Source organism: Actinocorallia herbida (genome assembly GCF_003751225.1).
GTDB lineage: Bacteria > Actinomycetota > Actinomycetes > Streptosporangiales > Streptosporangiaceae > Actinocorallia > Actinocorallia herbida.
Genome location: NZ_RJKE01000001.1, coordinates 8,766,007 through 8,790,937, shown reverse-complemented (window position 1 = coordinate 8,790,937; position 24,931 = coordinate 8,766,007). Strand labels below are relative to the sequence as shown.

Sequence of the window (24,931 nt, the reverse complement as noted above, 5' to 3'; positions counted from 1 at the left end):
TGCCATGCGGTCCGCGGCTTTGGGCGCGCTCTGCGGGGTTTCCGCAATCTTCGGCCCGCGTCGTCGTCCGGTCCCGTGCGGGACCGGACGACGACGCGATGCGACGGACGTGGTGCCCGTCAGGACGAGCGGTAGGCGTCGGGCCAGACGGTGTCCGGATCGTGCACACCGAGCTTGCGACGCTGCTCCGGGGTGAGCCAGGCCTGGGCGAGGTGCCGTGCCAGGTAGTCGGCGACCGAGGTGGCCGCCGGGATCGCCGGGTCGGTGGTCTCGCCCTGCGGGAGGAAACGCAGGTTCAGGAACTTCTCGATCAGGTGCTCGGGCGGCACGCCCTCCCGAACGGCCAGGCTGACCGCCTCTCCGAGTGCCTCGGCGAGACCTGCCGCCGTACTATCCGGCTCCCCCCACTTGATCCGAACTTCCCTGCCCCCATCCGTCTCCACCCACACAGGTGTTCCGCCGATCATCATCACCCGCCGACGCTATCCCCCTCCCCTGACAGAACCCCACCGCGAACCGCCCCGCCCTCCCACTCCGACGCCCTTCCGAGCGTCCACCCCGCGGAGCCCCGGTCCGGTACCCCCTGGCGGCACCCCCACCGACAGCCGACCCCCTGCCCATCCCCGCGCAGGATCCCGTCGGGCATGGCTTGAGCATCCTCTGATCTTCCTCCGATAGCTCAGCCTGCCGCGCCGGGTCGTGTGCCTCTTGAGCGTCCGATCTGGTCTGTGTCCCCTGCCGGGCTGACCGGCTTGGCTCCCGCCAGGCCCGGACCCGGCTGGCCCCGGACCTGGGGGCGGGGGCGGAAACGGGGGTGGGATGGGCCGGAAGACGAGTTGATGGAGACGAGTCGATGGGTTGATGGGGTAGGCCGGGCCAGCCGGGCCCGATCGTGGGCGGGCCCGTCGTGTCCGGAGCCGGGGCGGCGTTGGGTCGGGGTGGGGCCTGGGTGCGGTGTGGGCACCGGGCGCGGTGGTGATCGGGTTCAGGTCTCGATGAGGGGCGGGCCGGCCTCCCAGGGAGGTGTCGGGGAGGGGAACGGGCGGCTGAGTCGCGGCCCCGCGCGGGTGGGGTGGCCCGCGCGGGGTGGGGTGGGGTCAGCGCTTCCAGAAAGGGCGGCGGGTGGTCGGGGCGGATGGGGTGGGAGTGGTGAGGGCGGTGAGGGCCTCTTCCAGGAGGGGCCAGAGGGTCAGGGGGTCGGGAAGGGTGGGGAAGGAGGCGAGGAGATCGGCCAAGGCGGGGACGGCCAGGGCCTCCAGGCGGGTGACGAGGTCGGTCAAATGGGCCAGACGGACGGGGTCGGGGGCGGCGGAGAGGGCGCGCAGGCGCTGGAGCTCGAGGGAGAACAGCGGGGTGAGGTCGGGCACGGGTGGGGCGGCCGAACGGCGTGGGGCGGCTCCTCCGGGGCGGGGCGAGGGACGTGCGCCTTGCTTGGGCAGAGGCCTGGCGCCACCTGGGGCGGCAGGGGCGGGCGGAGGTGCTCCGTACCCTCCGGGCGCGGGCGGGGCCGCGTCGAACGAGACGGCGGAGCGGCTGCGGGGAGCGGCCGCCATGGGGGCGGGCATGGCGACCTGCATCGGCGGGGGTGTCGGAAGGCTGAGCGTCTCCCAGCCCTGCGGCAGCTCCACCGGCTGGATCACCTGGTGCGGGTCGGCGCCGTCGGTGACGACGCGGGAGTCCACGGCGACGTAGGCGGTGAAGCGGCACAGCACCCCGTGGCGCAGCGAGGTGGCCACCAGCCGGGACTCCCGCTCAGGGCTGGGATCGCTGGCGTAGCCGTCCTCCAGGTCGCGCAGGTGCGCCCGTGCCCACAGCGCCGTCGCCGGGGAGGAGGCGACCGTGACCGCCTCGAAGGTGCGCTCCCACGACGGGCCCGTCGCCAGGGCGCTCAGGGACGATCCCGAGCCCCGGTAGCGTCCGGAGAGCACCAGCGGGACCCCCGGGAAGACCGACGCGGGACGGGCCGGGGAGACGGTCTCAGGGAGGATCTCCAGCCCTTCGCCCGCGCGCAGGGTCAGACCGGTGAGGATCGGAGCGGCGATCCGGTGGTGGATCTGCTCCATCGCCGTGTCCAGCCTGTCCTCGGACTCGACGAGTTCGCAGCGGCCCTGGCCGTAGGCGGCGAGTCTGCCGAGGAAGCCCGCGTTGACCGCGCGGTCGATGCCGACGGTGTGCACCCGGATGCCGTCGAGTTCGGCGGGCGGCAGCGCGGCGAGGATCTGGTCCTCGTTGCCCACTTGGCCGTCGGTGACCAGTACCAGGACCCGGTCCCGGCCGGGTGCGCCGAGCAGCGCGAGGGCGTCGCGCAGCGGCCGCAGCATCTCGGTGGCGCCGCGCGCCTCGATCTTCGCCAGGTGCTCGACCGCGCGGAACCGGTGCCGGTCGGTGGCGTCGGCGAGGCCCTGCGGCAGACCGGCCGGGGTCTCCACCGCGTGGTCGAAGGAGAAGACCGCGAAGCGATCCCGGCCGTGCAGGCTGTCGATGATGCGGGCGGCCGCCCGGCGCGCGGCCACCATCTTCCAGCCGTGCATGCTGCCGGATCTGTCCAGGACGAGGACGACGTCCTTGGGCCGGGGGTCGGACTCGACGGCCGGCAGCAGGGTCAGCGTGAAGGTGCCCTCGTCGCCTTCGGCATCGGGGGTGAACAGCAGGGACTCGGTGAGTCCGGGGACCGGGTCCGCCACGGGTTCCGCCGACGGCTCCGGCGCCCGGTCGCCGTACGGCAGCCGCAGGACGAAGTCGCGGTCGAGCCGCTGGCCGTGCCCGAGGGTGACCAGGCCCGAGGGGTCCTGGGCGAGCGGGTGCGTGCAGTCGAGGGGGCCGAGGGGGAGCCCGGCGGGGTCGATGCGCGCGGTGAGGGAGAGCGTGACGGGATCGGGGAAGCCGGGCAGCAGGATCGGCGGGCTGATGCGGGACGCGTCGGGCACGGCCGCGGTGTCGGGCTGCACGCCGAGCCCCGCGTCGGGTCCGGGCAGGGGGCTGCCGGGGATGTAGCGGGGCGCGACGACGAGGGGGAACCGGAAGACCGCTGTGCCGTCCTCGTAGGGCAGTGGCTGGCTCAGCGACAGCCGGATGGTGACGCGCTCGCCGGGCAGGATGTTGCCGACGCTCATGGAGAACACATCGGGCCTGTCCTCCTCGGCGAGGGAGGCGCGCCGCCCGCTCGCGATCGCCTCCTCGTAGACCTGCCGGGCCTCACCGCGCTCGCGCAGTTCGGCCCGGACGACTCTCCCGTCGGCCTGCATGACCAGGCCGGTCACCGCGGCTCGGTCCGGTAGGGGGAAGACGTAGGTGGCCGCGAGCGGGACCGTGAAGGAGTTGCGGAACTCCTGCACCACCTCGACGGCGGCGGCCAGCCCGGTGATGTCGGTGTGGATGGCGAGTGAGGCGAGGGGGAGGCCCCCCTCGGAGGTCTGGAGCGTGCCGACGCCGGAACCGGCGGCGGGGTGTTCTCCCGTGGCTTCTGTCTGCACTGTCACTGCAACCTGCCTTCGCGCTGGCGTTCGTTCGGACGTCGGAATCGGGATCACGCGGGGGCGGTGTCCACCCCCTCGGGTGGCAGCAGGCCGAGCCGGGCCAGCTCGGCCAGCAGCGGGGCGGCCGCGCCGTGCAGCGCGCTCACCTGGTCCGCAGAGAGCGGACCGCCTTCGAGGAGCAGCATCGCGCCGGGCGCGAGCCGGATCCCCTGAAAGGCCGCGTTCTCGAACTCCACGGGCGAAGGCTGCGCGCCCTGCCCTCCAGCTGTCTCGGCTTCCACGGGCGAGGGTTGCGCGCCTTGGGCCGCGGAGGTCTCGGTGGTGGGTGGCGCGGCCCAGAAGCGGCGCGCGGACGGACCTGGCTCGGGACGCTCCGGCCTGGGAGAGGACCCGCTCCAGGCGATGTCGGGGACCGGGCCGGTGATCGCGCTGAGCCGCTGATCGGGCGCCTGGAGGAGCTCTGCCTGGATTTCGGCGAGACTGCGCCCGGCGGCCTGGCGGCGCTTGACCGCGATGAGCTGGAGCAGGTGCCGCCGCGTGTAGCGCGCGGTGCGGCCATGGCGCAGCGGCGGGTCGAGCAGGCCGAGGGTGGTGTACCAGCGGATGAGCCGCGCGTTCGGCACATCCTGGACGCGGCCGTTCACATCGAGGTCGGCCAGTTCCTCGGCCGCCCGCGATGCGAGCTGGGTGATCGTCCACTCGTCCATGCTGCAATCATGACACTGTCATCATTGCAGTGTCAACCCGTGTCCGCCTTGTCACGGTCTGGCAAGACGACACCTGCCCGCGGCCGTGAAGTCCTTGAATGCGGCCCCACCTGGCACGACTCTTGCCCCGGGGGTGAGCAGGGTGGGCCGGAGTGAAGTGGGGGTCGCCGGGGCGTCGGCTTGGGCGCGGTACCGGGCGCTTTCCTCGCGCGTCGAACGCCTCGCCGTCGGCGCCGCGTTGGGCGGGGCGGCGGGCGTCATGACCGCGGGGTTCCTGGACTGGCGCATTGGCGCGTGCTCAGGCGCCGGCGTGGCGGCGCTGCACTACGGTGCCGGATATCTGGTGCCGGGGCCCGAGGCCGAGTGGCGGCGCGGCGCGCGCGCCGAGCGGCGGACGGGCCGCGAACTCGGCGGGCTCGGGCGCGGCTACAGCGTCCTGCACGACCGGACGGTCCCGGACCTGCCGTCGACGAATCTCGACCATCTGGTGATCGGGCTGACCGGCGTCTACGCGATCGTCACGCGGCGCGTCCGGCGCGGAGTCCGCGTGTGGGTGGACGAGGGCCGGGTGTGGGCCGGCGAGGAGTCCGTGAGCGGAATCGAGGCCACCGCGGCCCGCGCGGCCGAACTCGTCGGCCGCCTTCTCGCCGAGGACCTGGACGACGAGTTCGACGTGATGCCGCTCGTCGCCGTTCAGTCGGGAAAGGTGGAACCTGAGGGTTTTGAGCACGAGGGGGTCGTCTTCCACCGTGGAAGGGAGATTCCGGAATTCGTGCGGTCGCACCCCGTCATCTTCACGTCGGCGCAGGTCGCGACGATCACCGCGGCGGCAGAACGCCTTTTTCCGCCCATGCGACTGGAATTCTGATCATCCCGGCGAAGCGCCAGAGTGGGAGCGCTCTGGATAAAACGCATTGCGAAGATCGAGATGTATGCCGCGTATTTCCGAAGTGTTGCAGGGGAATGGCTGAGCAATTCCATGGATTCGGTGGAGGGAAACATGGCGCTGCCTTTATTTTTCCTCCATGGATGACCGCCTGCTCGTCGAGGCGCTGCGCGCACGCGACCCCGGTGCGCTCGCCTCGGTCTACGACGCGTACGCCGCCCGCCTGTACGCGTACTGCTGGTTCCGGCTTGCCGACGCCGAAGCCGCGCAGGTGGCTCTGCGGGATACCTTCATCGTCGCCGAGGCCCACGCCGACCGTCTGCAGGACAGCGGGGCGTTCCTGCCCTGGCTGTTCGCCCTAGCGCGCGCCGAATGCGCACGCCGCCCCGAGGCGGCGGAGCCGCAGCCCGATCCCCCGGTCGGTGACCCCGACCAGCCGGACACGGACCAGAAGATGCTCGCGTGGCGAGCGGTCCAGGCGCTCGACCCGCTGCCTCGCGAGGCGTTGGAGCTGGAGGCCAGACACAGGCTTCCCGCCTCCCATGTCGCGCTGGTCCTCGACCAGCCGGAGCGCCAGACGCTGGAGGTGCTCGCCGACGCCAAGGGCGACCTGCGGCGGGCGCTGACCGTGGAGATCCTCTCCCGGCTCGGCCCCGTGGGCTGCTCCGGCCGCGCAGACCTCCTGGCGGCGCGGGTGGCGGGTGAGCTCGACGCCAACGTGCGGGCGAACCTGCTGGCCCACGTGAAGGCATGCCCGGAGTGCGCGGGTCACCGGCCGACCGACGCCATCTCGCCGACCAAGATCTTCGCGATGGTGCCGTGCGCGGCTCCGCCCGCCTCGCTGCGCGCCAAGGTGATGGGCTGTTTCACCGACCCGGATCTCGTCGGCTACCGCCTGTTCGTGGCCACCCGCAGCACCGATTTCAACGCCCTCGGCTTCCCCGGGTGCGCCGCGCCCGAGCCCGTCGAGGAGGAGCCTTCCCGGCGCGGATGGTGGCGCAAGGTGCTCGTCGTGGGCGTCCTGTCGGGAGGTCTCGTCGCGGGGACGACGTTCGTGGGGTGGATGGTGGGCGACCCGAGGCACGAGGTGCGCACGATCGCCTCCGGCGGTTCACCCACGTCGCGTCCCACACCGTCGGAGACGGTCGACGACAGGCCGCGTCCTCCGGTGCCGCGCCACGGCCTGCTCAGCGCGACGTTCCCCGCCGGGGCGTACGGATCGGCCACTCCCGAGCCGATCGCCACACCGCAGGCGGTGCCGCCCGTGCCGACGCCCCAGAGCGTCGGGCAGGGGGGCGTCGCCCCGGAGCCGGGTGGTCCGGGCCGCCTCAAGGTCTGGCCCCTGCGCCTGCACATAGGGTCCGGCTCGGACGGCGAGTTGAAGCTGGAGGCCGACGACGACCTCGTCTGGCGGGCGAAGGTGAAGGGCCCGATCAAGCTGTCGGAGCCGTCCGGCGAACTCACCAAGGACGAGAGGGCCACCGTCAAGGTGAAGGTGCTCCGCTCGGCCAAGGCGGGCAAGGGCGTCATCCGCTTCGGCGGGGTCACCGTGAAGGTCACCTGGGACGCCGCGACCACGGCGCAGAGCCCTTCGCTCACTCCGTCCGTGCCGTCTCCTGAGGGCCCCCTTCCGCAGGTGCCTTTGCCGATCGAGCCGACGGCCTCTCCCGCGCCGACGGCCGTCGTGCCACCCGATGGGGACGGATCCCCGGCGGGCGGGCCCGCTCCCGAGGTGTCGCCGTCGGACTGTCCGCCGGAGGAGGCCGACGACCACGGGGACAAGGACGACGACGGAGACAAGGGCGGGAAGTTCGGGTCGTGGACGGCGCCGACGAGCCTTTCCTTCGGCGTCGGCTGAGGCCACCGGTCTCCGGCCCGCGAGGGGCCGACCGAGATGTCGGCACATAGTGCGGAATCGTCGGTCGGCCCTGGTCAGCGGGCCGAAAAGAAGGCGACAAGGCGGGAGTGGCGGCCGACGGGCGCGGGGTAGGGGGTGACCGTGTGACGGATGTCCACAGGACGTGTTCGTAGCGCCGCCCCGCGGTGGCGTGTCCGGCGTGGAGGTGGAGTGTGCCGCGGTCGTCTCGAAGTCTCGTCCTGGTCGTGACGGGAGCGCTGCTCGCCGGTGCGACCCCGGTCCTGGCCGTGGAGCGCCCCTCCGCGGACGACTCGGTGCAGAACCTCATGGAGGCGCGCGCGTCGGCCTTGGCGACGGGCCGGATCAAGGCCCGCATCGCCGAGGCCGACGCCGAGTTGATCCGGCTCGGGGCCGAGGCGCAGTGGGCCATGGAGCGGCACAACGGCGAGCGCGTGCTCCTGGCGCGGGCGCGGACCGCTGCCAAGGACGCCCGCGCCCGCGCTCGCAGGGCCGACACCGCCTACCGGGCGGCGCGCAAGGAGTACTCCGGGTACGCGGCGGGCGCCTACACCTCCTCGGCCGCCTCGGCCGGCCGGCTGGCGATGGTGATCAGCGGCACCGGAGGGGCGCGGGGCATGCTGGAGCGGGCGGGGATGCTCCAGATGGTGTCCGCGCAGCAGGACGGTCTGCGCCGCCGGGTGAAGGCCGCGCGCAAGGTGTCCCACCTGCTCCGCGCCGCAGCGAGGAAGGCCGACGCACTGCAGAGCGAAGCGGTCGCCTTGGTGGCGCGTACGCGACGCGATGCGATCGCCGCCATCGGCGCGCAGGAGGCCGCGGCCGTACGCGTCGGCGCGGTGCGAAAGCACCTGGTCCGCAGGCTCGACCACGTGCGGTCCCGGGCCGAGCGGCTCGCCGAACGCAGGACCGCGGCGCTGCGCGTCCGGACGGCGCGGCGGCTCGACCGGGACGCGGTGCGGCACTTCGAAGAAGAGGACGGACTAAGCGCGCGCGGGGCGGGACGCGGACGAACGGTCGTACGCGAGGCCCTGAAATGGATCGGTACCCCGTACTCCTGGGGAGGCGGGACCGCCAAGGGGCCGTCCAAGGGCATCGCCCACGGTGCCAAGATCCGCGGGTTCGACTGCTCGGGCCTGGCCCTGTACGCGTGGGCCAAGGCGGGCATCGGGCTCGACCACTGGACGGGCAGCCAATGGGCGGCCGGACCGAGGGTGCCGACGAGCATGCTCCGCCCCGGCGACCTGGTCTTCTTCGCCAAGAACACCAAAGATCCCGACACGATTCACCATGTCGGGATCTTTATCGGCGATGGCCGGATGGTCGAGGCGCCCTATACGGGGGCCAAGGTGCGCATCTCGTCCATGTGGCGCAACGGGTTCATCGGTGCCGTCAGGCCCGGATGAGCGCGCGCCGGCGGCGGTGCCTCGGTGGCCGGATCAGTGGCCGTGCTCCTCAGCGCGCTTGCGGGAGCGGACGATCTCCTCCTCGGCCTCGACGCGGCCGACCCAGTTGGCGCCCTCGACGGACTTGCCGGGCTCCAGGTCCTTGTAGACCTCGAAGAAGTGCTGGATCTCCAGCCGGTCGAACTCCGCCACGTCGGTGATGTCCCGGACGTGCGAGAAGCGCGGGTCGGTCGCCGGGACGCAGAGCAGCTTGTCGTCGCCGCCCGCCTCGTCGGTCATCCGGAACATGCCGACGGTGCGGCAGAGGATGAGGCAGCCGGGGAAGGTCGACTCCTGGAGCAGGACAAGGGCGTCGAGCGGGTCGCCGTCCTCGCCGAGGGTGCCCTCGACGAAGCCGTAGTCCGTGGGGTACTGCGTGGAGGTGAACAGCAGGCGGTCGAGCCGGATCCGGCCCGTCTCGTGGTCCACTTCGTACTTGTTGCGAGAGCCCTTGGGAATCTCGATGGTCACGTCGAATTCCACTGTTTTCCTCCGTCGCCATGGTCCGAAGCTGCCGCGTTGATGCGTGGCTCATGGGGTGTTGTGTGTATACAAGGATCTCGCACTCACGTAGCAGGCCTGGACGAGGGAGAGGCACGACATGGTGACCATTGACCGGCCGGTGGCCGTGGTCACGCTCTTCCTGCTTCAGGTCTTCGCGGTGGGTGCGAGCGCTGGTGTGCTGAAAATCACACCAGAACGGGATCTGTCTCCGCAACCGGCCGCGGTGGCCGAACGGCGGGTCATGGATCCCGGTAAGACTGAGCAGGTTACCGGTGCCGGGAAGATTCCCGGAGCGGCACTCGCCTCGCGGCTCTCCGCGCTGAACACCGAAGGCAAGATCAGCGGGGTCGTGCTGGACTCCGAGACGGGAAAAACTCTGTTCGACGCGGGGTCGGCGAAGGCCGCGGTTCCGGCGTCCACCACGAAGATCGTCACCTCCACCGCGGCGCTCGCCGCCCTGGGCCCGTCGGCCACGCTGACCACGACGGCGGTGCGCAAGGGGGGCCGTCTGGTCCTGGTCGGAGGCGGGGACCCGACCTTGTCCTCGAAGGAGAAGACCGCGGTCTATCCCCAGCCCGCGTCTGTGGTCGATCTCGCACGTGAGACGGCGGAGACGCTCAAGGCCGAGGGAGTAACGCGGATCACCGTGGATTACGACTCCTCGCTCTACGAGGGTTCGGCGATGGGCCCCGGGTGGAAGCCGACCTACGTCACCGAAGGCAGCGTCGCGCCCATCAACGCCCTCATGGTCGACAACGGGCGCAGCACACCGAACCCGTGTGAGGGAACCGTCACACCGTCGGAAAACGGGCCGAAAGCGGCCACGCAGGCCTTCGCCCGTCAGCTCGGCCGTTTCGGTGTCACCGCCTCCGTCGGGCGGCCCGCTTCCGGGCAGGGAGGCAAGGAGGTCGCGTCCGTCGATTCGCCGCCGGTCGCCGAACTCGTCGAGCACCTCATGCAGTGCAGCGACAACGAGGTGGCCGAGGCGATGGCCCGCCAGGTGGCGCTCAAGAAGAAGCTGCCCGCCTCGTTCGAAGGCGGCGCGCAGGCTGTGCGGGCCGTCCTCCAGTCGCTCGGGATGGGCGAAGGGGTCGCCGTCGTGGACGGCAGCGGCCTTTCCCCGCTCAACCGGATCACGCCTCTCGCCCTCGCCCGCATCGTGTCCCTCGCCGCGTCGGGGGAGCACCCGGAGCTGAGCACCGTCCTTACCGGGATGCCCGTCAGCGGCTTCAGCGGCACCCTGAGCGAACGCTTCCTCGGCCTGCCGAGCGCAGGACTCGTCCGGGCCAAGACCGGGACGCTCAACGGGGTCGCGACCCTCGCCGGGATCGCCTACGACTCCACAGGTCGCCTCATGTCCTTCGCCTTCATGGCCAACGACGCGGCCGATCTCACCGCGGCCCGCACGGCGCTCGACACGCTGGCCGACACCGTCGTCACCTGCGCCTGCTGAGCCGCCCGGATCCGCCGTGACCTGCCCGGACGGGCCCTGCGGACCGGTTGCGGGCGGGCCCGCAGGGGAACGTCTGTGGGGTGCCGGGCGTTGGTCGCATACGGTGGAGCAAGAACGCGAGTGAGTCCTATCCGGGGTTCCGGTCCCGGCGGAGGGAGCGGGCGTGGGCGGGATGATCGACTGGGGGACGGCGGTCCAGACCGGGGCCCGCCTGGTGCGTCCGGGGCCGCAGGTCTCCGCGGAAGAGGCCAAAGACGTGGTCCGCGAGCTGCGGGAGCTGTCCGCGGTGGCGCAGGAGCACGTCCGCGAGTTCACCGGCATGAACGTCCTGCCCGATCCGCAGCCGGCGACGATCGTCGACCGGCCGGGGTGGATCAAGGCGAACGTCGACGGATTCCGGGTGGTGCTCGAACCGCTCGTCGACAAGCTGTCCCAGCGCAAGACGGCGACCGGCCCAGTGGGCATCGCGGTCGACCTCGTCGGGGCGCGCGTCACCGGCATGCAGATGGGCGCGATCCTCGCCTACATGGCCAGTAGGGTCCTCGGCCAATACGAGCTGTTCCTTCCGCCCGACCCTTCCGGCCGCGCCTCCACGGGCCGCCTGACGCTCGTCGCGCCGAACATCGTGCAGACCGAGCGTGAACTCGGCGTCGACACCCGCGACTTCCGCCTGTGGGTATGCCTGCACGAGGAGACCCACCGCGCGCAGTTCACCGGCGTGCCCTGGCTGCGCGGGTACGTCCAGGACCAGATGACCCGGTTCCTCCTGGCCTCCGACATCGGCCCGAGCGAGCTCCTCGACCGGATCAAGGACGCCGCCGAGGCGGTCGCGGACGCGGTGCGCGGCGGCGAGTCCACCCTGATCGACGCGATCCAGAGCCCGGAGCAGCGCGTGATCCTCGACCGGCTCACCGCGGTGATGACCCTGGTCGAGGGCCACGGCGACTTCGTGATGGACGCGGTGGGCCCCGGCGTGGTCCCGACCGTCGAGCAGATCCGCAGCAAGTTCAACGGCAGGCGCGGCGGCGGATCGAAGCTGGACAAGACCATCCGCAGGCTGCTCGGCATCGAGATCAAGATGAAGCAGTACGCCGAAGGCTCCCGCTTTGTTCGGCGGGTGCACGCCGAAGTCGGCATGGCCGGCTTCAACCGGGTCTGGGACTCGCCGGAGACCCTGCCGACGATCGCCGAGATCGCCGATCCGCAGGCGTGGATCACCCGCGTCGTCCGGCCGTCCCTGCCGGGCGAGGTTCTGGAGCTGGAGAAGCCCAACGGCACCGAGTCCTGACCCGCTCTCCCGGCCTGGCCCCGGAATTGTCCGTGCCGCATGGCACGCTGGGGCCGGTCGCGTCGCGCGGGCGGCGCGGGAGAGTTCGGGGGAGGGTGAAGGTGGGGCCTGATCCTGCGGTCGCACGGGTGCGCGCCGCGGTACGGGCGGAGCTCGCCGGTCTCGGGCCGGGCTCGCTCGTCCTCGTCGCGTGCAGCGGCGGCGCCGATTCGCTCGCACTGGCCGCGGCGCTGGCGTTCGAGGCGCCGCGGGCCGGGCTGCGCGCCGGGGGCGTCACGGTCGACCACGGGCTCCAGGAGGGGTCGGACACGCGCGCCGTCGGGGTGGTGCGCACGATGTGGGGGCTCGGGCTCGATCCGGCGGGCTCGGTCGCGGTCGACGTCACGGGCGGGGGCGGCCCAGAGGCCGCGGCGCGTGAGGCGCGGTACGCGGCGCTGGAGAAGGCCGCAGCGGAGCTGGGGGCACCGGCCGTCCTCGTCGGGCACACCCTGGACGATCAGGCCGAGACCGTCCTTCTGGGCCTCGCCCGTGGGTCGGGGGCGCGCTCGCTCGCGGGGATGCCCGCGCGCAGCGGGCTGTACCGGAGACCGCTGCTGGGCCTCGACAGGGCCGAGGTGCGCCGGGCCTGCCTCGCCGAGGGCCTGACGCCCTGGGACGACCCGCACAACACCGATCCGGCGTACGCGCGGTCCAGGGTGCGCACCTCGCTGCTGCCGGCGATGGCCGAGGTGCTCGGTCCGGGCGTGCCCGAAGCGCTGGCGCGCACCGCCGATCTGCTGCGGGCCGACGCCGACGCGCTCGACGGCTGGGCGGACCGGGCGCTGGAGGAGGCGCGTGTCGTCGGCCACACCTTCGACGTTCCGGTCTTGGAGGGTCTGCCATCCGCTGTCCGGGGAAGGGTTCTCCGCAGAGCCGCGGTGGAGGCGGGGTCTCCGGCGGGCGCGCTGGGAGCCGTCCACGTCACGGCGATGGATCGGCTGGTCACGGCGTGGCACGGGCAGCGCGGCGCCGACCTTCCCGGTGGTCTCCGGGCGATCCGGAGGTATGGCAAGCTGCAATTGGGCCCGGCCGAAGCGGCGGGCCAGGGCCGCGAAGGAAGAAGGCGAGCGGGTGGAAGAGAAGGACCTGGGCAACGACCTGGCCAAGGTGCTGATCCCGGAGGACGTGCTCCAGGCGAAGATCCGTGAGCTCGCCGCCCAGATCGACGAGGACTACGCGGGCCAGGATCTCCTGCTCGTGGCCGTGCTCAAGGGCGCCGTGATGGTGATGGCCGACCTCGCTCGGGCACTGCACTCGCACGTCTCGGTGGACTTCATGGCCGTCTCCTCCTACGGATCGGGCACCAAGTCGTCAGGCGTGGTGCGCATCCTGAAGGACCTCGACACCGATATCTCCGGTCGTCACGTCCTGATCGTCGAGGACATCGTCGATTCCGGGCTGACGCTGTCGTGGCTGATCGACAATCTGCGGACCAGGCAGCCGGCGAGCCTGGAGGTCTGCACGATCCTGCGCAAGCCGGATGCGGTCAAGGCCGAACTGGACGTCAGGTACGTTGGGTTCGATATCCCCAATGAGTTTGTTGTGGGATATGGGCTGGATTATGCCGAGAAGTATAGGAATCTCCCTTTTGTGGGGACACTCGCCCCACACGTGTACGGGAGTTGATCGCGGGGAACGTCTCGGTCCACCCGATCGTTGGCAAGACGCTGGGGAGATCGCTGGCTGCATGTCCTGCATCGTCCGGTGTACCTTCAGTAGCTAGCTTTCCGCAGACGTTGGTCAGGAGGGACGGGCCCCGTCCGGGGGTGCCGCACATATGGACGTGAAGCGATACTTCCGCGGACCACTGCTGTGGGTCCTTCTCTTCGGTCTGCTCGCCGCTCTCGTGGTCTGGGGCATGAGCCCCGGTCAGACCTACGAGAAGGTCGACACGTCGACGGTCGTCAGCGCGATCGAAAAGGGTCAGGTCAAGTCGGCGAAGATCATCGACAAGGACCAGAACATCCAGATCACCACCACCGACGGCAAACACCAGCAGGCCAGTTGGGTGGGCGGCCAGGGCTCGCGGCTGCAGATGCAGCTGCAGGAGCAGGTCGACGCGGGCAAGACCCAGTCGTACCAGGTCGAGGTGCCGAAGCAGAGCCTGCTGCTCAGCTTCCTGTTCAGCCTGCTGCCGCTGATCATCATCGTGCTGATCTTCCTGTTCATCATGAACCAGATGCAGGGCGGCGGCTCTCGGGTGATGAACTTCGGCAAGTCCAAGGCGAAGCTCATCACCAAGGACACCCCGAAGACCACCTTCGCCGACGTGGCCGGCGCGGACGAGGCGATCGAGGAACTCCAGGAGATCCGGGACTTCCTCCAGAACCCCGCCAAGTTCCAGGCCATCGGCGCGAAGATCCCCAAGGGCGTCCTGCTCTTCGGTCCTCCCGGAACCGGCAAGACGCTGCTCGCGCGCGCCGTCGCCGGTGAGGCGGGCGTGCCGTTCTACTCGATCTCCGGCTCGGACTTCGTCGAGATGTTCGTCGGTGTCGGCGCGTCCCGCGTGCGCGACCTGTTCGAGCAGGCCAAGGCCAACGCCCCGTCCATCATCTTCATCGACGAGATCGACGCCGTCGGCCGGCACCGTGGTGCGGGCCTCGGCGGTGGCCACGACGAGCGCGAGCAGACCCTCAACCAGCTGCTCGTCGAGATGGACGGCTTCGACGCCAAGGGCGGCGTCATCCTCATCGCCGCCACCAACCGTCCCGACATCCTCGACCCGGCGCTGCTGCGTCCGGGCCGGTTCGACCGTCAGGTGACGGTCGACCGCCCCGACCTCGAGGGCCGCAAGGGCATCCTGCGCGTCCACGGCCGCGGCAAGCCGTTCGCCCCGGACGTCGATCTCGACGTCATCGCGCGGCGCACGCCGGGCTTCACGGGCGCGGACCTCGCCAACGTCATCAACGAGGCGGCCCTGCTCACCGCCCGCTTCGACCAGAAGCTGATCGACATGGCGACGCTGGAAGAGTCCATCGACCGCGTCATGGCCGGACCAGAGCGCAAGACCCGCGTCATGTCCGACGCGGAGAAGAAGATCATCGCCTACCACGAGGGCGGTCATGCGCTGGTGGCGCACGCGCTGCCCAACGCCGACCCCGTGCACAAGGTGACGATCCTGCCGCGCGGCCGCGCCCTCGGCTACACCATGACCCTCCCGATGGAGGACAAGTTCCTCACCACCCGCTCGGAGATGAACGACCAGCTGGCCATGCTGCTGGGCGGTCGCACCGCCGAGGAGCTGGTGTTCCACGAGCCCACCACGGGCGCGTCGAACGACATCGAGAAGGCCACCTCGATCGCGCGGAACATGGTCACCGAGTACGGCATGAGCGAGCGCCTGGGCGCCCGCAAGTTCGGCACCGGCCAGGGCGAGGTCTTCCTCGGCCGGGACATGGGCCACGAGCGGGACTACTCCGAGGACATCGCCTCCGCGATCGACGACGAGGTGCGCCGCCTCATCGAGGGCGCCCACGACGTCGCATGGGAGATCCTCACCGAATACCGGGACGTCCTGGACCACCTGGTGCTCGAGCTGATGGAGAAGGAGACCCTGAGCAAGGACCAGGTCCTCTCGGTCTTCGCGCCCATTAGCAAGCGCCCGCACCAGAACTCCTACACCGGTTACGGAAAGCGACTGCCGTCCGACCGTCCGCCGGTCATGACCCCCAAGGAGCTGTCGCTCAACGGGTCGAAGGACACGAAGGTCGTCGAACTGCCATCCGGGGAATCGGACGCCTAGCGTCACCGCGTAGAGTGTCCGTTATGACTGCTGCCCCGGGTTTCGATCACGCGCGGATCGAAAAGGCCGTACGCGAGATCCTCTACGCGATCGGTGAAGACCCCGACCGTGACGGACTCCGGGCCACCCCCGCGAGGGTGGCCCGGGCCTATGCCGAGCACTTCGCCGGCCTGGCCATGGGACCCGAAGACGCACTGACGACGTCATTCGAGGCCGACCACGATGAGATGGTGCTGGTCAAGGACATCGAGCTGTACTCGACCTGTGAGCACCACCTCGTTCCCTTCCACGGCGTCGCGCACGTCGGTTACACCCCGGGGGAGAAGGGGCAGATCACGGGCCTGTCGAAACTGGCCCGTCTGGTCGACGTATATGCGCGGCGCCCGCAGGTGCAGGAGCGGTTGACCAGCCAGGTGGCGGACGCGCTGATGGAGCACCTCCAGCCCCGGGGCGTCATCGTCGTGGTCGAGGCGGAACACCTCTGCATGACGATGCGCGGAGTACGCAAGCCCGGAGCCAAGACCATCACTTCCGCGGTCCGTGGGGACTTCCGTAATTCCGCGGAGACGCGCGCCGAGGCGATGAGCCTCATTCTCGGCCGTTCTTGATGCCGCGGGCGTCTTCGTGGAGCAGGGGGACTCCTCCACGAAGACGCCGCGTACGGTCTTTCAGCGGGTAGCCGCCTCGATGTTCGCCTGAGAACGGCGGATGTCGCCCGCGCCTTCCTCCAGGGCGACCGCCATTCTGTCGAATGCGGATTTGGCCTCCGCCCACGCGGCGCGGAAACGGTCGGCGCCCGGACCCCACCAGATCTCACTGGATCCGACGGTCCTGCCGTTCAGATCCTTGATCAGGCTGTCCAGGTTCGTGGAGTGTCTGGAGAAGAGCCGCGACAGCTCCTCCATCTGCCCCAGATTTCCGCCGCGCCTATCCGCGCCCATTGACGACAGTCCTTTCCGTGGAAGACCGATTGGGAAAGACCCTAGGGGCATTCCGAGATTCCCGCCGCCCGTTCGGCTACTTGCGGGGAAAAGTCACCGCTGTCCCGGAGCGATTCCGGCCCATTGGGCATTTTCCCCAAAGGGTAAGCGCGACTTCTCCCTTCGTTCACGGCATGCCGCGCAATCCACGGCCGACTGCCTGAAATCCCCATGATGTGGAATGGCGCGACGGTCGTCGAAGGTCGGCGGATGGTCGTGCGCCGGTCCGGGATCGGTCGGCGGGTGGCGCGGATTGCGTCAAGGCGGCGGCGGTGCGCCGACGGAGCGCGGAAGATGCGGCGGTCGGGGTCGCGCTGCGAGACGGGGCGCGAAGGATGGGGCCGTCGGGTGCCGCGCTACGGGGTGCGGGGGTCACGGCCGTCGGGGTGCTGAGCGGCGGGAGACCGGGTGTTCACGGGGGACCAGGTGCGGGGGGCGGGGAACGCGATCGCCGCCGCGGGCTCGGCGGCCTGCTCGGCGGCCTCGGGCTGCTACCGGATGCTCGCCGCCGACGTGCTCGTCGGCCCCGCGGGCGGCGCCGTGCACCAGCGGCTCGCCGACCGGCACCGTGCCGTCCGCAAGGCCGTGGCGGACGCCGCGTACCGCGCCGACGAGGCGGGCCGCTCCCTCACGCCGCCCGTTCGGGTCCGCGTACCCGAACTTTCCGGGCCCGCCGGAGCGCCTTCCTGGGCGGCCGGCACCGCCCAAGGGGACCCCGACGGCATCAACGCGCTCTGTGCCGCCCTCAAACGCGCCGGAGAGGCGTGGATCGAGGCCGGCCAGGAGATCTCCCGGCACCTCGCGGCCCTCGGCGCCCCCACCGGCGCCGCCCAGCGGATCAGCAGGGCCGGGGCCGACCTGCTCACCGAACTCCCCGACCTGCACCGCCGCCGCGACCTCCTCCTGACCTCCGACCCCTCCCGCGCCGCCTGGACCCGGACCGCCGACACCCTCATGAAGGCGCTCATGACCCGCGACCGCGCCCTCTACACGACCCTGCTCGAACAGGGCCTCCACCCCATGGACATCCCCCGCGCCGACCCGTCCGCCGCCGCCACCTGGTGGAAATCCCTCACCCCCCGCCAACAATCCCTCTACACCCGCGCCTTCCCCTCCACCATCGGCTGGACCGACGGCCTCCCCGCCCCCACCCGAGACAAAGCCAACCGCCAAACCCTGAAATCCCGCCTAACCCACCTAGAATCCCTCCCACCCACTTCCCTGACCCCTTTCGAACATAGAGACCTAACCCGCCTCCGCACCCTGGTCGGCCATATAAACCGCCTTGAGAGAGGTGGAAAAATAGTCAGTGTCTTGGGAATTGACTCGACAACATCGGGTCCATGGGATGTCAAAGAGGGAGCGACCTGGATTACCCGAAACATTCCAGAATGGGCTTACGATCCTGCCCAAGGGCCGGACGGTAAACTTGTGCTATCAATTGGCAACCCAGATTCGGCAGAGAACGTTGCCGTCTACGTCCCAGGAACCACCTCGCAATTGGATGGTATTGGTGGTGATATAGACCGTGCCGCCAACCTGCACCGCAGGAGTGAAAAGTACGGATCTGGCTCAGTATCTACCATTATATGGCTTGGGTATGATGCGCCAGACTCGATCATGAAAGATGCGGCCGTAGATAAGTATGCTGATGAGGGGGCGCCGAAGTTCTTGGCGTTTCTTGATGGCATTGATCCTGGCAGGCGGAAACATGTCACCGTGATTGGGCATAGCTACGGCTCGGTAGTTATTGGTGAAAGTGCAATACGGGGACGGTTGCACGCAGATGAAGTAATTGCAGCTGGAAGCCCAGGTATGCACGTTGGACAGGCTAAGGATCTTGATGTGGGCGAACATCATGTATGGGTTCAGGCGGCAGATGGCGACCCGGTTCCTGCGTTGGGCCGTCTCGTTCACGGTGCTCCAGCTGTAAGAGGAGTTCCGACGCTTCCTCAGGTCCCATCAGACGGTGGGTTCGGCGGAAATCTGATGTCGACAGACACTCAAGGCCACAGCGATTATTGGAAATCAGACTCGCTAAGTCTGGATAATCAGGCGAAGGTCATAATGGGTGGTCATGAGACACAGGGTGTCGACGATGATCCAGGGTTGGCGAAGAGGCCCATGTTCTATCGTTAGGAAGAAAACTTTGGTGCGTACCGCAAATATCGTACTATTTGCCCCAATGCTCATGGCATCCTGTACTTTTCGCGAGGTCCAATTGGTGGATGATTCACTGCCCTTCGGTAACCCGGAAACCGTGGCAGCGATGGTATCTCAATATGTGTACGAAATGCAAGGATTTATTGTAGATGCTAGGTCGAAATCTGACTTCGTGGTGGTGCCAGAGCCATGTGGGTTTGGGAAGTTGCGCCAAGTGCCATCCGCGCATAGTGACGCACGGTCTTGGGCTCCTAGCTATTCGCCGTACCGCGAGGTGGTTGACACCTATCTGAATTTGGCACCAGGGAGGTCGGTGCGAGGTTCTCTAAGTAGTGTGCGCGGTCGGCTTATTTCTGCGGGTTGGAGGGTCGTGTCGATTAGTGATGAGTCTATGAGAGTAGATTTCAAGGCGCCGGGGCCTGGATACGGCGGAACTGTTGAAGGAATTATGCCAAGCCGCGGTAGGCCGGCGAGGATCGGGATTAATGTGTATTCGCCTTGTTTTCGGTATCCGGGGGTGGGTTAGGGGTTGGGTGGGTGGGGGTTTGGGGGGAGGGTTTAGGGTGGGGGGATGAGTGTTCCTGGGCTGCCTGATGTTGATCGTTGTCTGGTCATGGGGGTGGTGAATGTCACTCCTGACTCGTTCAGTGATGGGGGGGAGTGGTTCGATCAGGAGCGGGCGGTGAAGCATGGGCTTGAGTTGGTGAAGGACGGGGCCGACATCATTGATGTCGGGGGGGAGTCGACTCGGCCTGGGGCGCAGCGGGTTTCGCTCAAGGAGGAGTTGCGCAGGGTGGTGCCGGTGGTGGCGGCGCTCGCGGCGGAGGGTGTCGCGGTGAGCGTCGACACGATGCGGGGTGAGGTGGCGGCGGCCGCGGTGGAGGCCGGGGCGAAGCTGCTCAACGATGTGAGCGGGGGGCTCGCGGATCCGGACATGGCGCCGGTCGTCGCGGCGGCTGGGGTGCCCTATGTGGTGATGCACTGGCGCGGGCATGGGCACGAGATGCACACGCGGACGCAGTACCGGGATGTCGTGGCGGATGTGGAGCGGGAGCTGCGGACCCGGGTCGACGCGGTGATCGCGCAGGGCGTGGATCCGTCGATGATCGTGCTGGACCCGGGGCTGGGGTTCTCCAAGGAACCGGCGCACAACTGGCGGTTGCTCGCGGTCACCCGTGAGCTGGGCCGGGACTTCCCGGTGCTGGTGGGCGCGTCCCGCAAGCGGTTCCTCGGCAAGCTGCTCGCCGACGCCGACGGCACCCCGCGCCCGTTCGCCGAATGTGACGACGCGACACTCGCGGTGACCGCGATCGCCGCGCTGGAAGGCGCCTGGTGCGTGCGGGTGCACAACGTGAAGCCGAACGCGGACGCGGTGAGGGTCGCCGCCGCCATAGGCTCTGTGCGTGGATGAAGCAGCCGCGGTAGAGGCCGCCAATGCCAACTTCTATACGGCATTCGAGAACGGGGACCTTGACCTCATGCACGAGGTCTGGGCCGATGGGGACTGGGCCGACACGGTGACGTGCGTGCACCCGGGCTGGACCATGCTGCGGGGACGGGACGAGGTCATGCGCTCCTGGGCGCTGATCATGGCCAACACCGCGTACATCCAGTTCGTGCTGACCGATGTGCGGACCGAGGTGCGCGGTGATCAGGCGGTCCTGACCTGCGAGGAGAACATTCTCACGGCCGACGAGGACGACGAGGGATTCATCGCCGGGGGAAGCGTCGTGTCCACCAAGGTGTTCGTACGAGAAGAGGGGCGTTGGCGCCTGTGGGTGAACCACGGTTCACCGGTGCTCGACGGAACGGACGACGATGGATCGGATTGAGCTGCGCGGACTGCGCGCACGGGGACACCACGGGGTCCTCCCGGCCGAGCGCGAGCTCGGGCAGGAGTTCGTCGTGGACGCCGTCCTGAGCCTTGATCTGCGTCCGGCGGCGGAGAAGGACGACGTCACGCTCACGGTCCATTACGGGGAGTTGGCTTCGGCCCTGGTGGAAGTGGTCACCGGGGAGCCGGTCGATCTCATCGAGACGCTCGCGGAGCGGCTCGCCGAGGTGTGCCTGGCCGATCAGCGGGTACGCAGCGCCGAGGTCACCGTGCACAAGCCCGCGGCGCCGATCCCCCACCCGTTCGCCGACGTCGCCGTCACGATCTTCAGGAGCCGCGGATGAACGCAGAAGACGACCGCACCCTCACCGGCGGTCACATGCTTTCCGACCACAGGGTCGTGTTCTCGCTCGGCAGCAACCTCGGCGACCGGCTGGACAACCTCCAGGAGGCCGTGGACGCGCTGTTCGATGCCCCGGGCCTGACGGTCCGGGCCATCTCGCGCGTCTATGAGACCGCCCCCTGGGGCGGTGTCGAGCAGGACGACTTCCTCAACGTCGTGGTGGTCGCCTCGACCAGGCTCGCGCCGATGACGCTGCTGGACCGGGTCCTGTCGATCGAGGAGTCGATGCGCAGGGAGCGGGTGGTCCGCTGGGGGCCGCGCACCCTCGACATCGACATCGTCCTGTACGAGGGCGTCACGTCGGCGGATCCGGCGCTCATGCTGCCGCACCCGCGCGCGCACGAGCGGGCGTTCGTCCTTTCGCCCTGGTTGGAGCTCGACCCGGAGGCGGTGCTCGAACCGCACGGCCGGGTCGCCGATCTCGTCGCGGGGCTGACCGATCAAGTCGTCACGGTTCGGGACGACCTGGCCCTCCAGCTCCCCTCGTGAAGGCGACCCGCCCCTCGGTGCTCCTCGCGCTGGTCCTGGTGCCGGCGCTCGTGGTGTGGGCGCTGCTGCGCGGTTTCTACAGTCAGCTTCCCCCGCTGCCGTGGACCGCGGTCCCCACGTTCCTGCTGCTCGCGGTCGGTGAGGCGTTCACCGGGGTCGGCACCCGGAACAAGATCCTGCACAAGTCCGCGGCGGAGACGGCCAGGCCGGTCGATCCGCTGAGCGTCGCGCGGCTCGCGGTGCTGGGGAAGGCCAGCGCGCACGCGGCGGCGGTCCTGGCGGGCGTCTTCTTGGGGTTCGTCCTGCATGTCGCGGGGGATCTGGACAAGCCGACGCTGCGGCACGACTTCTATGTGAGCGCCGCGACCGCGCTGTCGGCCCTGGTCCTCATGGGCGCGGGCCTGTTCCTCGAGTGGTGCTGCCGCATCCCCGAGGACAAGGACGACGACAAGCGCTAGCGGTCGACGCCGCCGACGACGTCGCGATCCGCGGCCGCGCGGGCGACCACCACGCAGCTCAGCGGTCGATGTCGCCGACGACGAAGAACATGCTGCCGAGGATGGCGATCATGTCGGCGACCAGGAGCCCCTCGAGGAGTTCGGGGAGGACGTGGATGTTGTTGAAGCTCGCGCTGCGCAGTTTCAGGCGCCACGGCGTCTTCTCGCCGCGGGAGACGAGGAAGTAGCCGTTGAGGCCGAGTGGGTTCTCGGTCCAGGCGTAGGTGTGGCCGTAGGGGATCTTGAGGATCTTGGGGAGCCGCTGGTTGACCGGTCCCGGCGGGAGTTCCGCGAGCCGGTCGAGGCAGGCGTCGGCGAGGCCGAGTGACACGTGCGTCTGGTCGAGCAGGCACTCGAAGCGCGCGAGGCAGTCGCCTTCGGTCCGGGTGACGACGGGGACGTCGAGTTCGCCGTAGGCGAGGTAGGGCTCGTCGCGGCGCAGGTCGAAGTCGACGCCGGACGCCCGCGCGATCGGCCCGCTCACCCCGTACTGGAGGACCTGCTCGCGGGACAGGACGCCGATGCCGCGGGTGCGCGCGCGGAAGATCTCGTTGCCGAGGATGAGGTCGGAGATGTCGCCCATCCGGGACCGGACGAGCGCGACGGCCTGACGGGTCCGTTCGATCCAGCCGAAGGGCAGATCCTCCTTGAGGCCGCCCACCCGGTTGAACATGTAGTGCATGCGGCCGCCGGAGACCTCCTCCAGAACGCGCTGGATCTCCTCTCGTTCCCGGAACGCGTAGAACATCGGGGTGATCGCACCGACCTCCAGGGGGTAGGACCCGAGGAACATGAGGTGGTTGAGGATCCTGTTCAGTTCGGCGAGGAGCGTGCGCGCCCAGACGGCCCGCTCCGGCACCTCCATGCCCAGCATCCGCTCCGCGGCGAGCACGACGCCGAGTTCGTTGGAGAAGGCCGACAGCCAGTCGTGCCGGTTGGCCAGCATGATGATCTGGCGCAGGTCGCGCACCTCGAACAGCTTCTCGGCGCCGCGGTGCATGTATCCGAGGATCGGCTCGCACGCGGCGATGCGCTCGCCGTCCAGGGTGAGGCGCAGCCGGAGCACGCCGTGGGTGGACGGGTGCTGCGGCCCGATGTTGAGGATCATGTCCTCGGTGCCCAGCTCCTTGGCCCCGGCGCCGATCCCGACTGTGCGCGTCTCCATGCACGCCATGGTCGCAGAAGCCGGGACGGGCGGGCGCTCCGCGGCGGTGTCGCGGAAGCGGCGTTTCGGGTTGACTGGGGCGCGATGAACGAGCAGCCGCAGATGATGCCGCCGGAACCGTACCGTCAGCGCAGCCGTGAGGAGGCGTTCGGTCCGCCGCAGGGCGCGCAGTGGTGGCGGTTGTCGCCGCGCTACCGCTGGCACAGGCGGCTGTCCGCACTCGCGGTGGTGGTCCTCGGCGGTCCGCTGGGCGCGCTGGTGGTCTCCCGGTCGGCGGGCGCGGCCGGAGTGCTGCTGTGGACGGCCGCGGTGCTCATCGGGTTCGTCCTCGCGTGGGTGGCCGCCGAGCAGGAGTTCCAGGCGTGGGGATTCCTGGAGCGCGCGGACGACCTCGTCGTCACGTCCGGCGTCTTCGGGCGCCGTGTCGTCATCGTGCCTTACGGGCGGATGCAGTTCGTCGATGTCACGTCGGGGCCGCTGGAGCAGGTGCTCGGGCTCGCGACGGTCCGGCTGCACACCGCCGCGGCGACCACGGACGCGCGCATCCCCGGCCTGCCGACCGCGGTGGCCGACCAGTTGCGCGACAGGCTCGCCCGGCGCGGGGACGAGGGGTCGGGTCTGTGACGCCCTATCTGGCGATGGCGCCGCGCCCGGCCTGGCCGACGGTCGGGGCGCGCCGTCTGCACTGGGCGACCGCGCCGCTGCGGGCGCTCACCATCTTCGTCGTCTATCTGGTTCTCATCGGGCTGTGGCTGCTCATCGTGCCGACCGACGGGACGGTCACCATCCCGATCGTGCGCATCATCGTGTTCGTCGCGGTGTCGGTGCCCGTCGCGGTGGTCGCGGCGGCCGTCGGGGTCTGGCACTGGTGGGCGCTGCGCTACTGGATCGAAGGCGACGACCTCGTGGTGGACGCGGGCATCGTGCGCAGCCGGATCCGGCGCATCCCGCTGTCGCGGATGCAGGGCGTCGATGTGGTGCAGCCGCTCGTCGGCAGGGTGCTCGGCCTCGCCGAGGTGCATCTGGAGCTGGCGGGCGGTACCTCCGCGCAGATCACGCTGCGCTATCTCGGCGACCAGGAGGCGCGGGCGCTGCGCGCGGAACTGCTGGCGCTCGCCGCGGGCCTGCCCGCGCACACCCCTGAGGCGCCGGAGCGGCCGATCGGACGGGTGTCGCTCGGCGTGCTGTTCGCCTCGCTGATGTTCAAGGTGCCGGTGCTCGCGGCGATCGCGCTGTTCTTCGCGCTGGTGGCGTTCGGCATCGTCTTTCATGAGCTCGCGGTGCTCGCGGTGGCGGTGCCGCTCCTGCTCGGGCTGCTGCGCGGGGTCATCGCCCCGCTGGTGCTCTACACGGAGTTCGCGATCGCGGTCGCGCCCGACGGGATGCGGTTGCGCTACGGCCTGTTCGAGACCCGCACGCAGACCGTGCCGCCGGGCCGGATCCAGGCGGTGCGGGTGGTGGAGCCGCTGATGTGGCGGGCGTTCGGCTGGGCGCGGGTCGAGGTGACCGTCGCGGGCTACGGCGGGGATCGGCAGGCGCTGTCGTCGACCCTGGTGCCGGTCGCGCCGACTTACGCGGCGTTCGCTCTCGTGGCGGAGGTGTTCCCGGGGGTCGCGCTGGAGCGCATCACCTTGGTGGAGGGGGAGTCGGCGCACGCGGCGGCGGGCACGTCGGCCGAGGTGTTCGTGACGCGCCGGGGCAGGTTCTGCCGGATGTGGGACGTCGTCGCGCTGGCGCGCGCGCAGTCCGTCCGGATGACGGCGACGCCGTGGCAGCGGCTGTTCGGCCGGGCGACCGTGCACGTCGATGTGCCGCCCGGACCGGTGCACGTCGCGGCCGTGGACCGGGACATGGTCGGGGCGCGGGAGATGGCCGACGACGCGGTCGCGCGGGCCGACCGGGCGCGCGCCCTCGCGGTGCGGCCGGAGCGGTGGGCCCGCTGAGATGCGAACGGCCGGCGGTCCCGTGGGGACCGCCGGCCGTTCAA

23 protein-coding genes are annotated in these 24,931 nt (G+C 69.9%); 17 read left to right on the top strand and 6 right to left on the bottom strand.

Going from position 1 to position 24,931, the window contains the following annotated elements:
- Positions 1-119 precede the first annotated feature (119 nt).
- The 3 genes from EDD29_RS46015 to EDD29_RS39920 form a co-directional block, all read right to left on the bottom strand.
- A complete protein-coding gene (locus EDD29_RS46015) occupies positions 120-470 on the bottom strand; it encodes a TSCPD domain-containing protein (RefSeq protein WP_483902886.1) in 351 nt (116 codons plus the stop codon).
- Positions 471-1,097: 627 nt separating this feature from the next.
- Positions 1,098-3,479: a VIT domain-containing protein gene (locus EDD29_RS39925; RefSeq protein WP_123669348.1), complete on the bottom strand. Its 2,382-nt coding sequence runs from the start codon at positions 3,477-3,479 to the stop codon at positions 1,098-1,100.
- Positions 3,480-3,526: 47 nt separating this feature from the next.
- Positions 3,527-4,183 carry a helix-turn-helix domain-containing protein gene (locus EDD29_RS39920; RefSeq protein WP_123669347.1) on the bottom strand — a complete coding sequence of 219 codons (657 nt, stop codon included), beginning with the start codon at positions 4,181-4,183 and terminating at the stop codon, positions 3,527-3,529.
- Positions 4,184-4,325: 142 nt separating this feature from the next.
- Here EDD29_RS39920 and EDD29_RS39915 point away from each other — a divergent pair, with 142 nt between their 5' ends.
- The 3 genes from EDD29_RS39915 (at position 4,326) to EDD29_RS39905 (ending at position 8,348) form a co-directional block, all read left to right on the top strand.
- Complete coding sequence (locus EDD29_RS39915; RefSeq protein WP_148086248.1) at positions 4,326-5,051, top strand: nuclease-related domain-containing protein; 726 nt, start codon at positions 4,326-4,328, stop codon at positions 5,049-5,051.
- 157 nt (positions 5,052-5,208) lie between these two features.
- Complete coding sequence (locus tag EDD29_RS39910) at positions 5,209-6,927, top strand: zf-HC2 domain-containing protein (RefSeq protein ID WP_123669345.1); 1,719 nt, start codon at positions 5,209-5,211, stop codon at positions 6,925-6,927.
- A 245-nt stretch (positions 6,928-7,172) separates the two neighbouring features.
- Positions 7,173-8,348, top strand: coding sequence for an NlpC/P60 family protein (locus EDD29_RS39905; protein WP_123669344.1), 1,176 nt, complete (start codon positions 7,173-7,175; stop codon positions 8,346-8,348).
- A 33-nt stretch (positions 8,349-8,381) separates the two neighbouring features.
- Here the strand turns inward: EDD29_RS39905 and EDD29_RS39900 are convergent, their stop codons facing one another.
- Positions 8,382-8,870 (bottom strand): inorganic diphosphatase, encoded by a 489-nt coding sequence (locus EDD29_RS39900; RefSeq protein WP_123669343.1) that lies wholly within the window; start codon positions 8,868-8,870, stop codon positions 8,382-8,384.
- 118 nt (positions 8,871-8,988) lie between these two features.
- Between EDD29_RS39900 and dacB the strand changes: the two genes are divergently transcribed.
- The 6 genes from dacB (at position 8,989) to folE (ending at position 16,021) form a co-directional block, all read left to right on the top strand.
- Positions 8,989-10,344: a D-alanyl-D-alanine carboxypeptidase/D-alanyl-D-alanine endopeptidase gene (dacB, locus tag EDD29_RS39895; RefSeq protein ID WP_123669342.1), complete on the top strand. Its 1,356-nt coding sequence runs from the start codon at positions 8,989-8,991 to the stop codon at positions 10,342-10,344.
- Between the two features lie 172 nt (positions 10,345-10,516).
- The gene (locus EDD29_RS39890; protein WP_123670982.1) at positions 10,517-11,632 is read left to right on the top strand and encodes a zinc-dependent metalloprotease; all 1,116 of its coding nucleotides are present in this window, start codon (positions 10,517-10,519) and stop codon (positions 11,630-11,632) included.
- Between the two features lie 101 nt (positions 11,633-11,733).
- On the top strand, positions 11,734-12,819 hold the full coding sequence (gene tilS / locus EDD29_RS39885; RefSeq protein WP_123670981.1) for a tRNA lysidine(34) synthetase TilS: 1,086 nt from the start codon (positions 11,734-11,736) through the stop codon (positions 12,817-12,819).
- A complete protein-coding gene (hpt, locus tag EDD29_RS39880; RefSeq protein ID WP_123669341.1) occupies positions 12,743-13,297 on the top strand; it encodes a hypoxanthine phosphoribosyltransferase in 555 nt (184 codons plus the stop codon). Before tilS ends, hpt begins: the two co-directional genes overlap by 77 nt.
- 151 nt (positions 13,298-13,448) lie before the next feature.
- Entirely contained in the window at positions 13,449-15,413 is a 1,965-nt protein-coding gene (ftsH, locus tag EDD29_RS39875) for an ATP-dependent zinc metalloprotease FtsH (RefSeq protein WP_123669340.1), read from the top strand.
- 23 nt (positions 15,414-15,436) lie between these two features.
- Positions 15,437-16,021, top strand: a complete 585-nt coding sequence (gene folE / locus EDD29_RS39870) for a GTP cyclohydrolase I FolE (RefSeq protein ID WP_123670980.1) — start codon at positions 15,437-15,439, stop codon at positions 16,019-16,021.
- A gap of 60 nt (positions 16,022-16,081) precedes the next feature.
- Here folE and EDD29_RS39865 read toward each other — a convergent pair whose 3' ends face one another.
- Positions 16,082-16,318 carry a WXG100 family type VII secretion target gene (locus tag EDD29_RS39865; RefSeq protein ID WP_246053247.1) on the bottom strand — a complete coding sequence of 79 codons (237 nt, stop codon included), beginning with the start codon at positions 16,316-16,318 and terminating at the stop codon, positions 16,082-16,084.
- A gap of 483 nt (positions 16,319-16,801) precedes the next feature.
- Here EDD29_RS39865 and EDD29_RS39860 point away from each other — a divergent pair, with 483 nt between their 5' ends.
- The 6 genes from EDD29_RS39860 to EDD29_RS39835 all read left to right on the top strand — a co-directional run bounded on the left by EDD29_RS39860 (position 16,802) and on the right by EDD29_RS39835 (position 21,740).
- Complete coding sequence (locus EDD29_RS39860; RefSeq protein WP_123669338.1) at positions 16,802-18,532, top strand: alpha/beta hydrolase; 1,731 nt, start codon at positions 16,802-16,804, stop codon at positions 18,530-18,532.
- A 595-nt stretch (positions 18,533-19,127) separates the two neighbouring features.
- Complete coding sequence (folP, locus tag EDD29_RS39855; RefSeq protein ID WP_123669337.1) at positions 19,128-19,967, top strand: dihydropteroate synthase; 840 nt, start codon at positions 19,128-19,130, stop codon at positions 19,965-19,967.
- The gene (locus EDD29_RS39850) at positions 19,954-20,388 is read left to right on the top strand and encodes a nuclear transport factor 2 family protein (protein ID WP_123669336.1); all 435 of its coding nucleotides are present in this window, start codon (positions 19,954-19,956) and stop codon (positions 20,386-20,388) included. The genes folP and EDD29_RS39850 overlap by 14 nt, the downstream gene beginning before the upstream one ends.
- Complete coding sequence (gene folB / locus EDD29_RS39845; protein WP_123669335.1) at positions 20,375-20,734, top strand: dihydroneopterin aldolase; 360 nt, start codon at positions 20,375-20,377, stop codon at positions 20,732-20,734. Before EDD29_RS39850 ends, folB begins: the two co-directional genes overlap by 14 nt.
- The gene (gene folK / locus EDD29_RS39840; protein ID WP_123669334.1) at positions 20,731-21,282 is read left to right on the top strand and encodes a 2-amino-4-hydroxy-6-hydroxymethyldihydropteridine diphosphokinase; all 552 of its coding nucleotides are present in this window, start codon (positions 20,731-20,733) and stop codon (positions 21,280-21,282) included. The genes folB and folK overlap by 4 nt, the downstream gene beginning before the upstream one ends.
- Positions 21,279-21,740 carry a DUF3180 domain-containing protein gene (locus EDD29_RS39835; protein ID WP_123669333.1) on the top strand — a complete coding sequence of 154 codons (462 nt, stop codon included), beginning with the start codon at positions 21,279-21,281 and terminating at the stop codon, positions 21,738-21,740. The genes folK and EDD29_RS39835 overlap by 4 nt, the downstream gene beginning before the upstream one ends.
- 58 nt (positions 21,741-21,798) lie before the next feature.
- Here EDD29_RS39835 and EDD29_RS39830 read toward each other — a convergent pair whose 3' ends face one another.
- Positions 21,799-22,944 (bottom strand): NADH-quinone oxidoreductase subunit D, encoded by a 1,146-nt coding sequence (locus tag EDD29_RS39830; protein WP_123670979.1) that lies wholly within the window; start codon positions 22,942-22,944, stop codon positions 21,799-21,801.
- A gap of 84 nt (positions 22,945-23,028) precedes the next feature.
- Here EDD29_RS39830 and EDD29_RS39825 point away from each other — a divergent pair, with 84 nt between their 5' ends.
- Together EDD29_RS39825 and EDD29_RS39820 are read left to right on the top strand one after the other, a co-directional pair.
- Positions 23,029-23,568 (top strand): PH domain-containing protein, encoded by a 540-nt coding sequence (locus EDD29_RS39825; protein WP_246053246.1) that lies wholly within the window; start codon positions 23,029-23,031, stop codon positions 23,566-23,568.
- Complete coding sequence (locus EDD29_RS39820) at positions 23,565-24,887, top strand: PH domain-containing protein (RefSeq protein WP_123669332.1); 1,323 nt, start codon at positions 23,565-23,567, stop codon at positions 24,885-24,887. Before EDD29_RS39825 ends, EDD29_RS39820 begins: the two co-directional genes overlap by 4 nt.
- Positions 24,888-24,931: the final 44 nt, after the last annotated feature.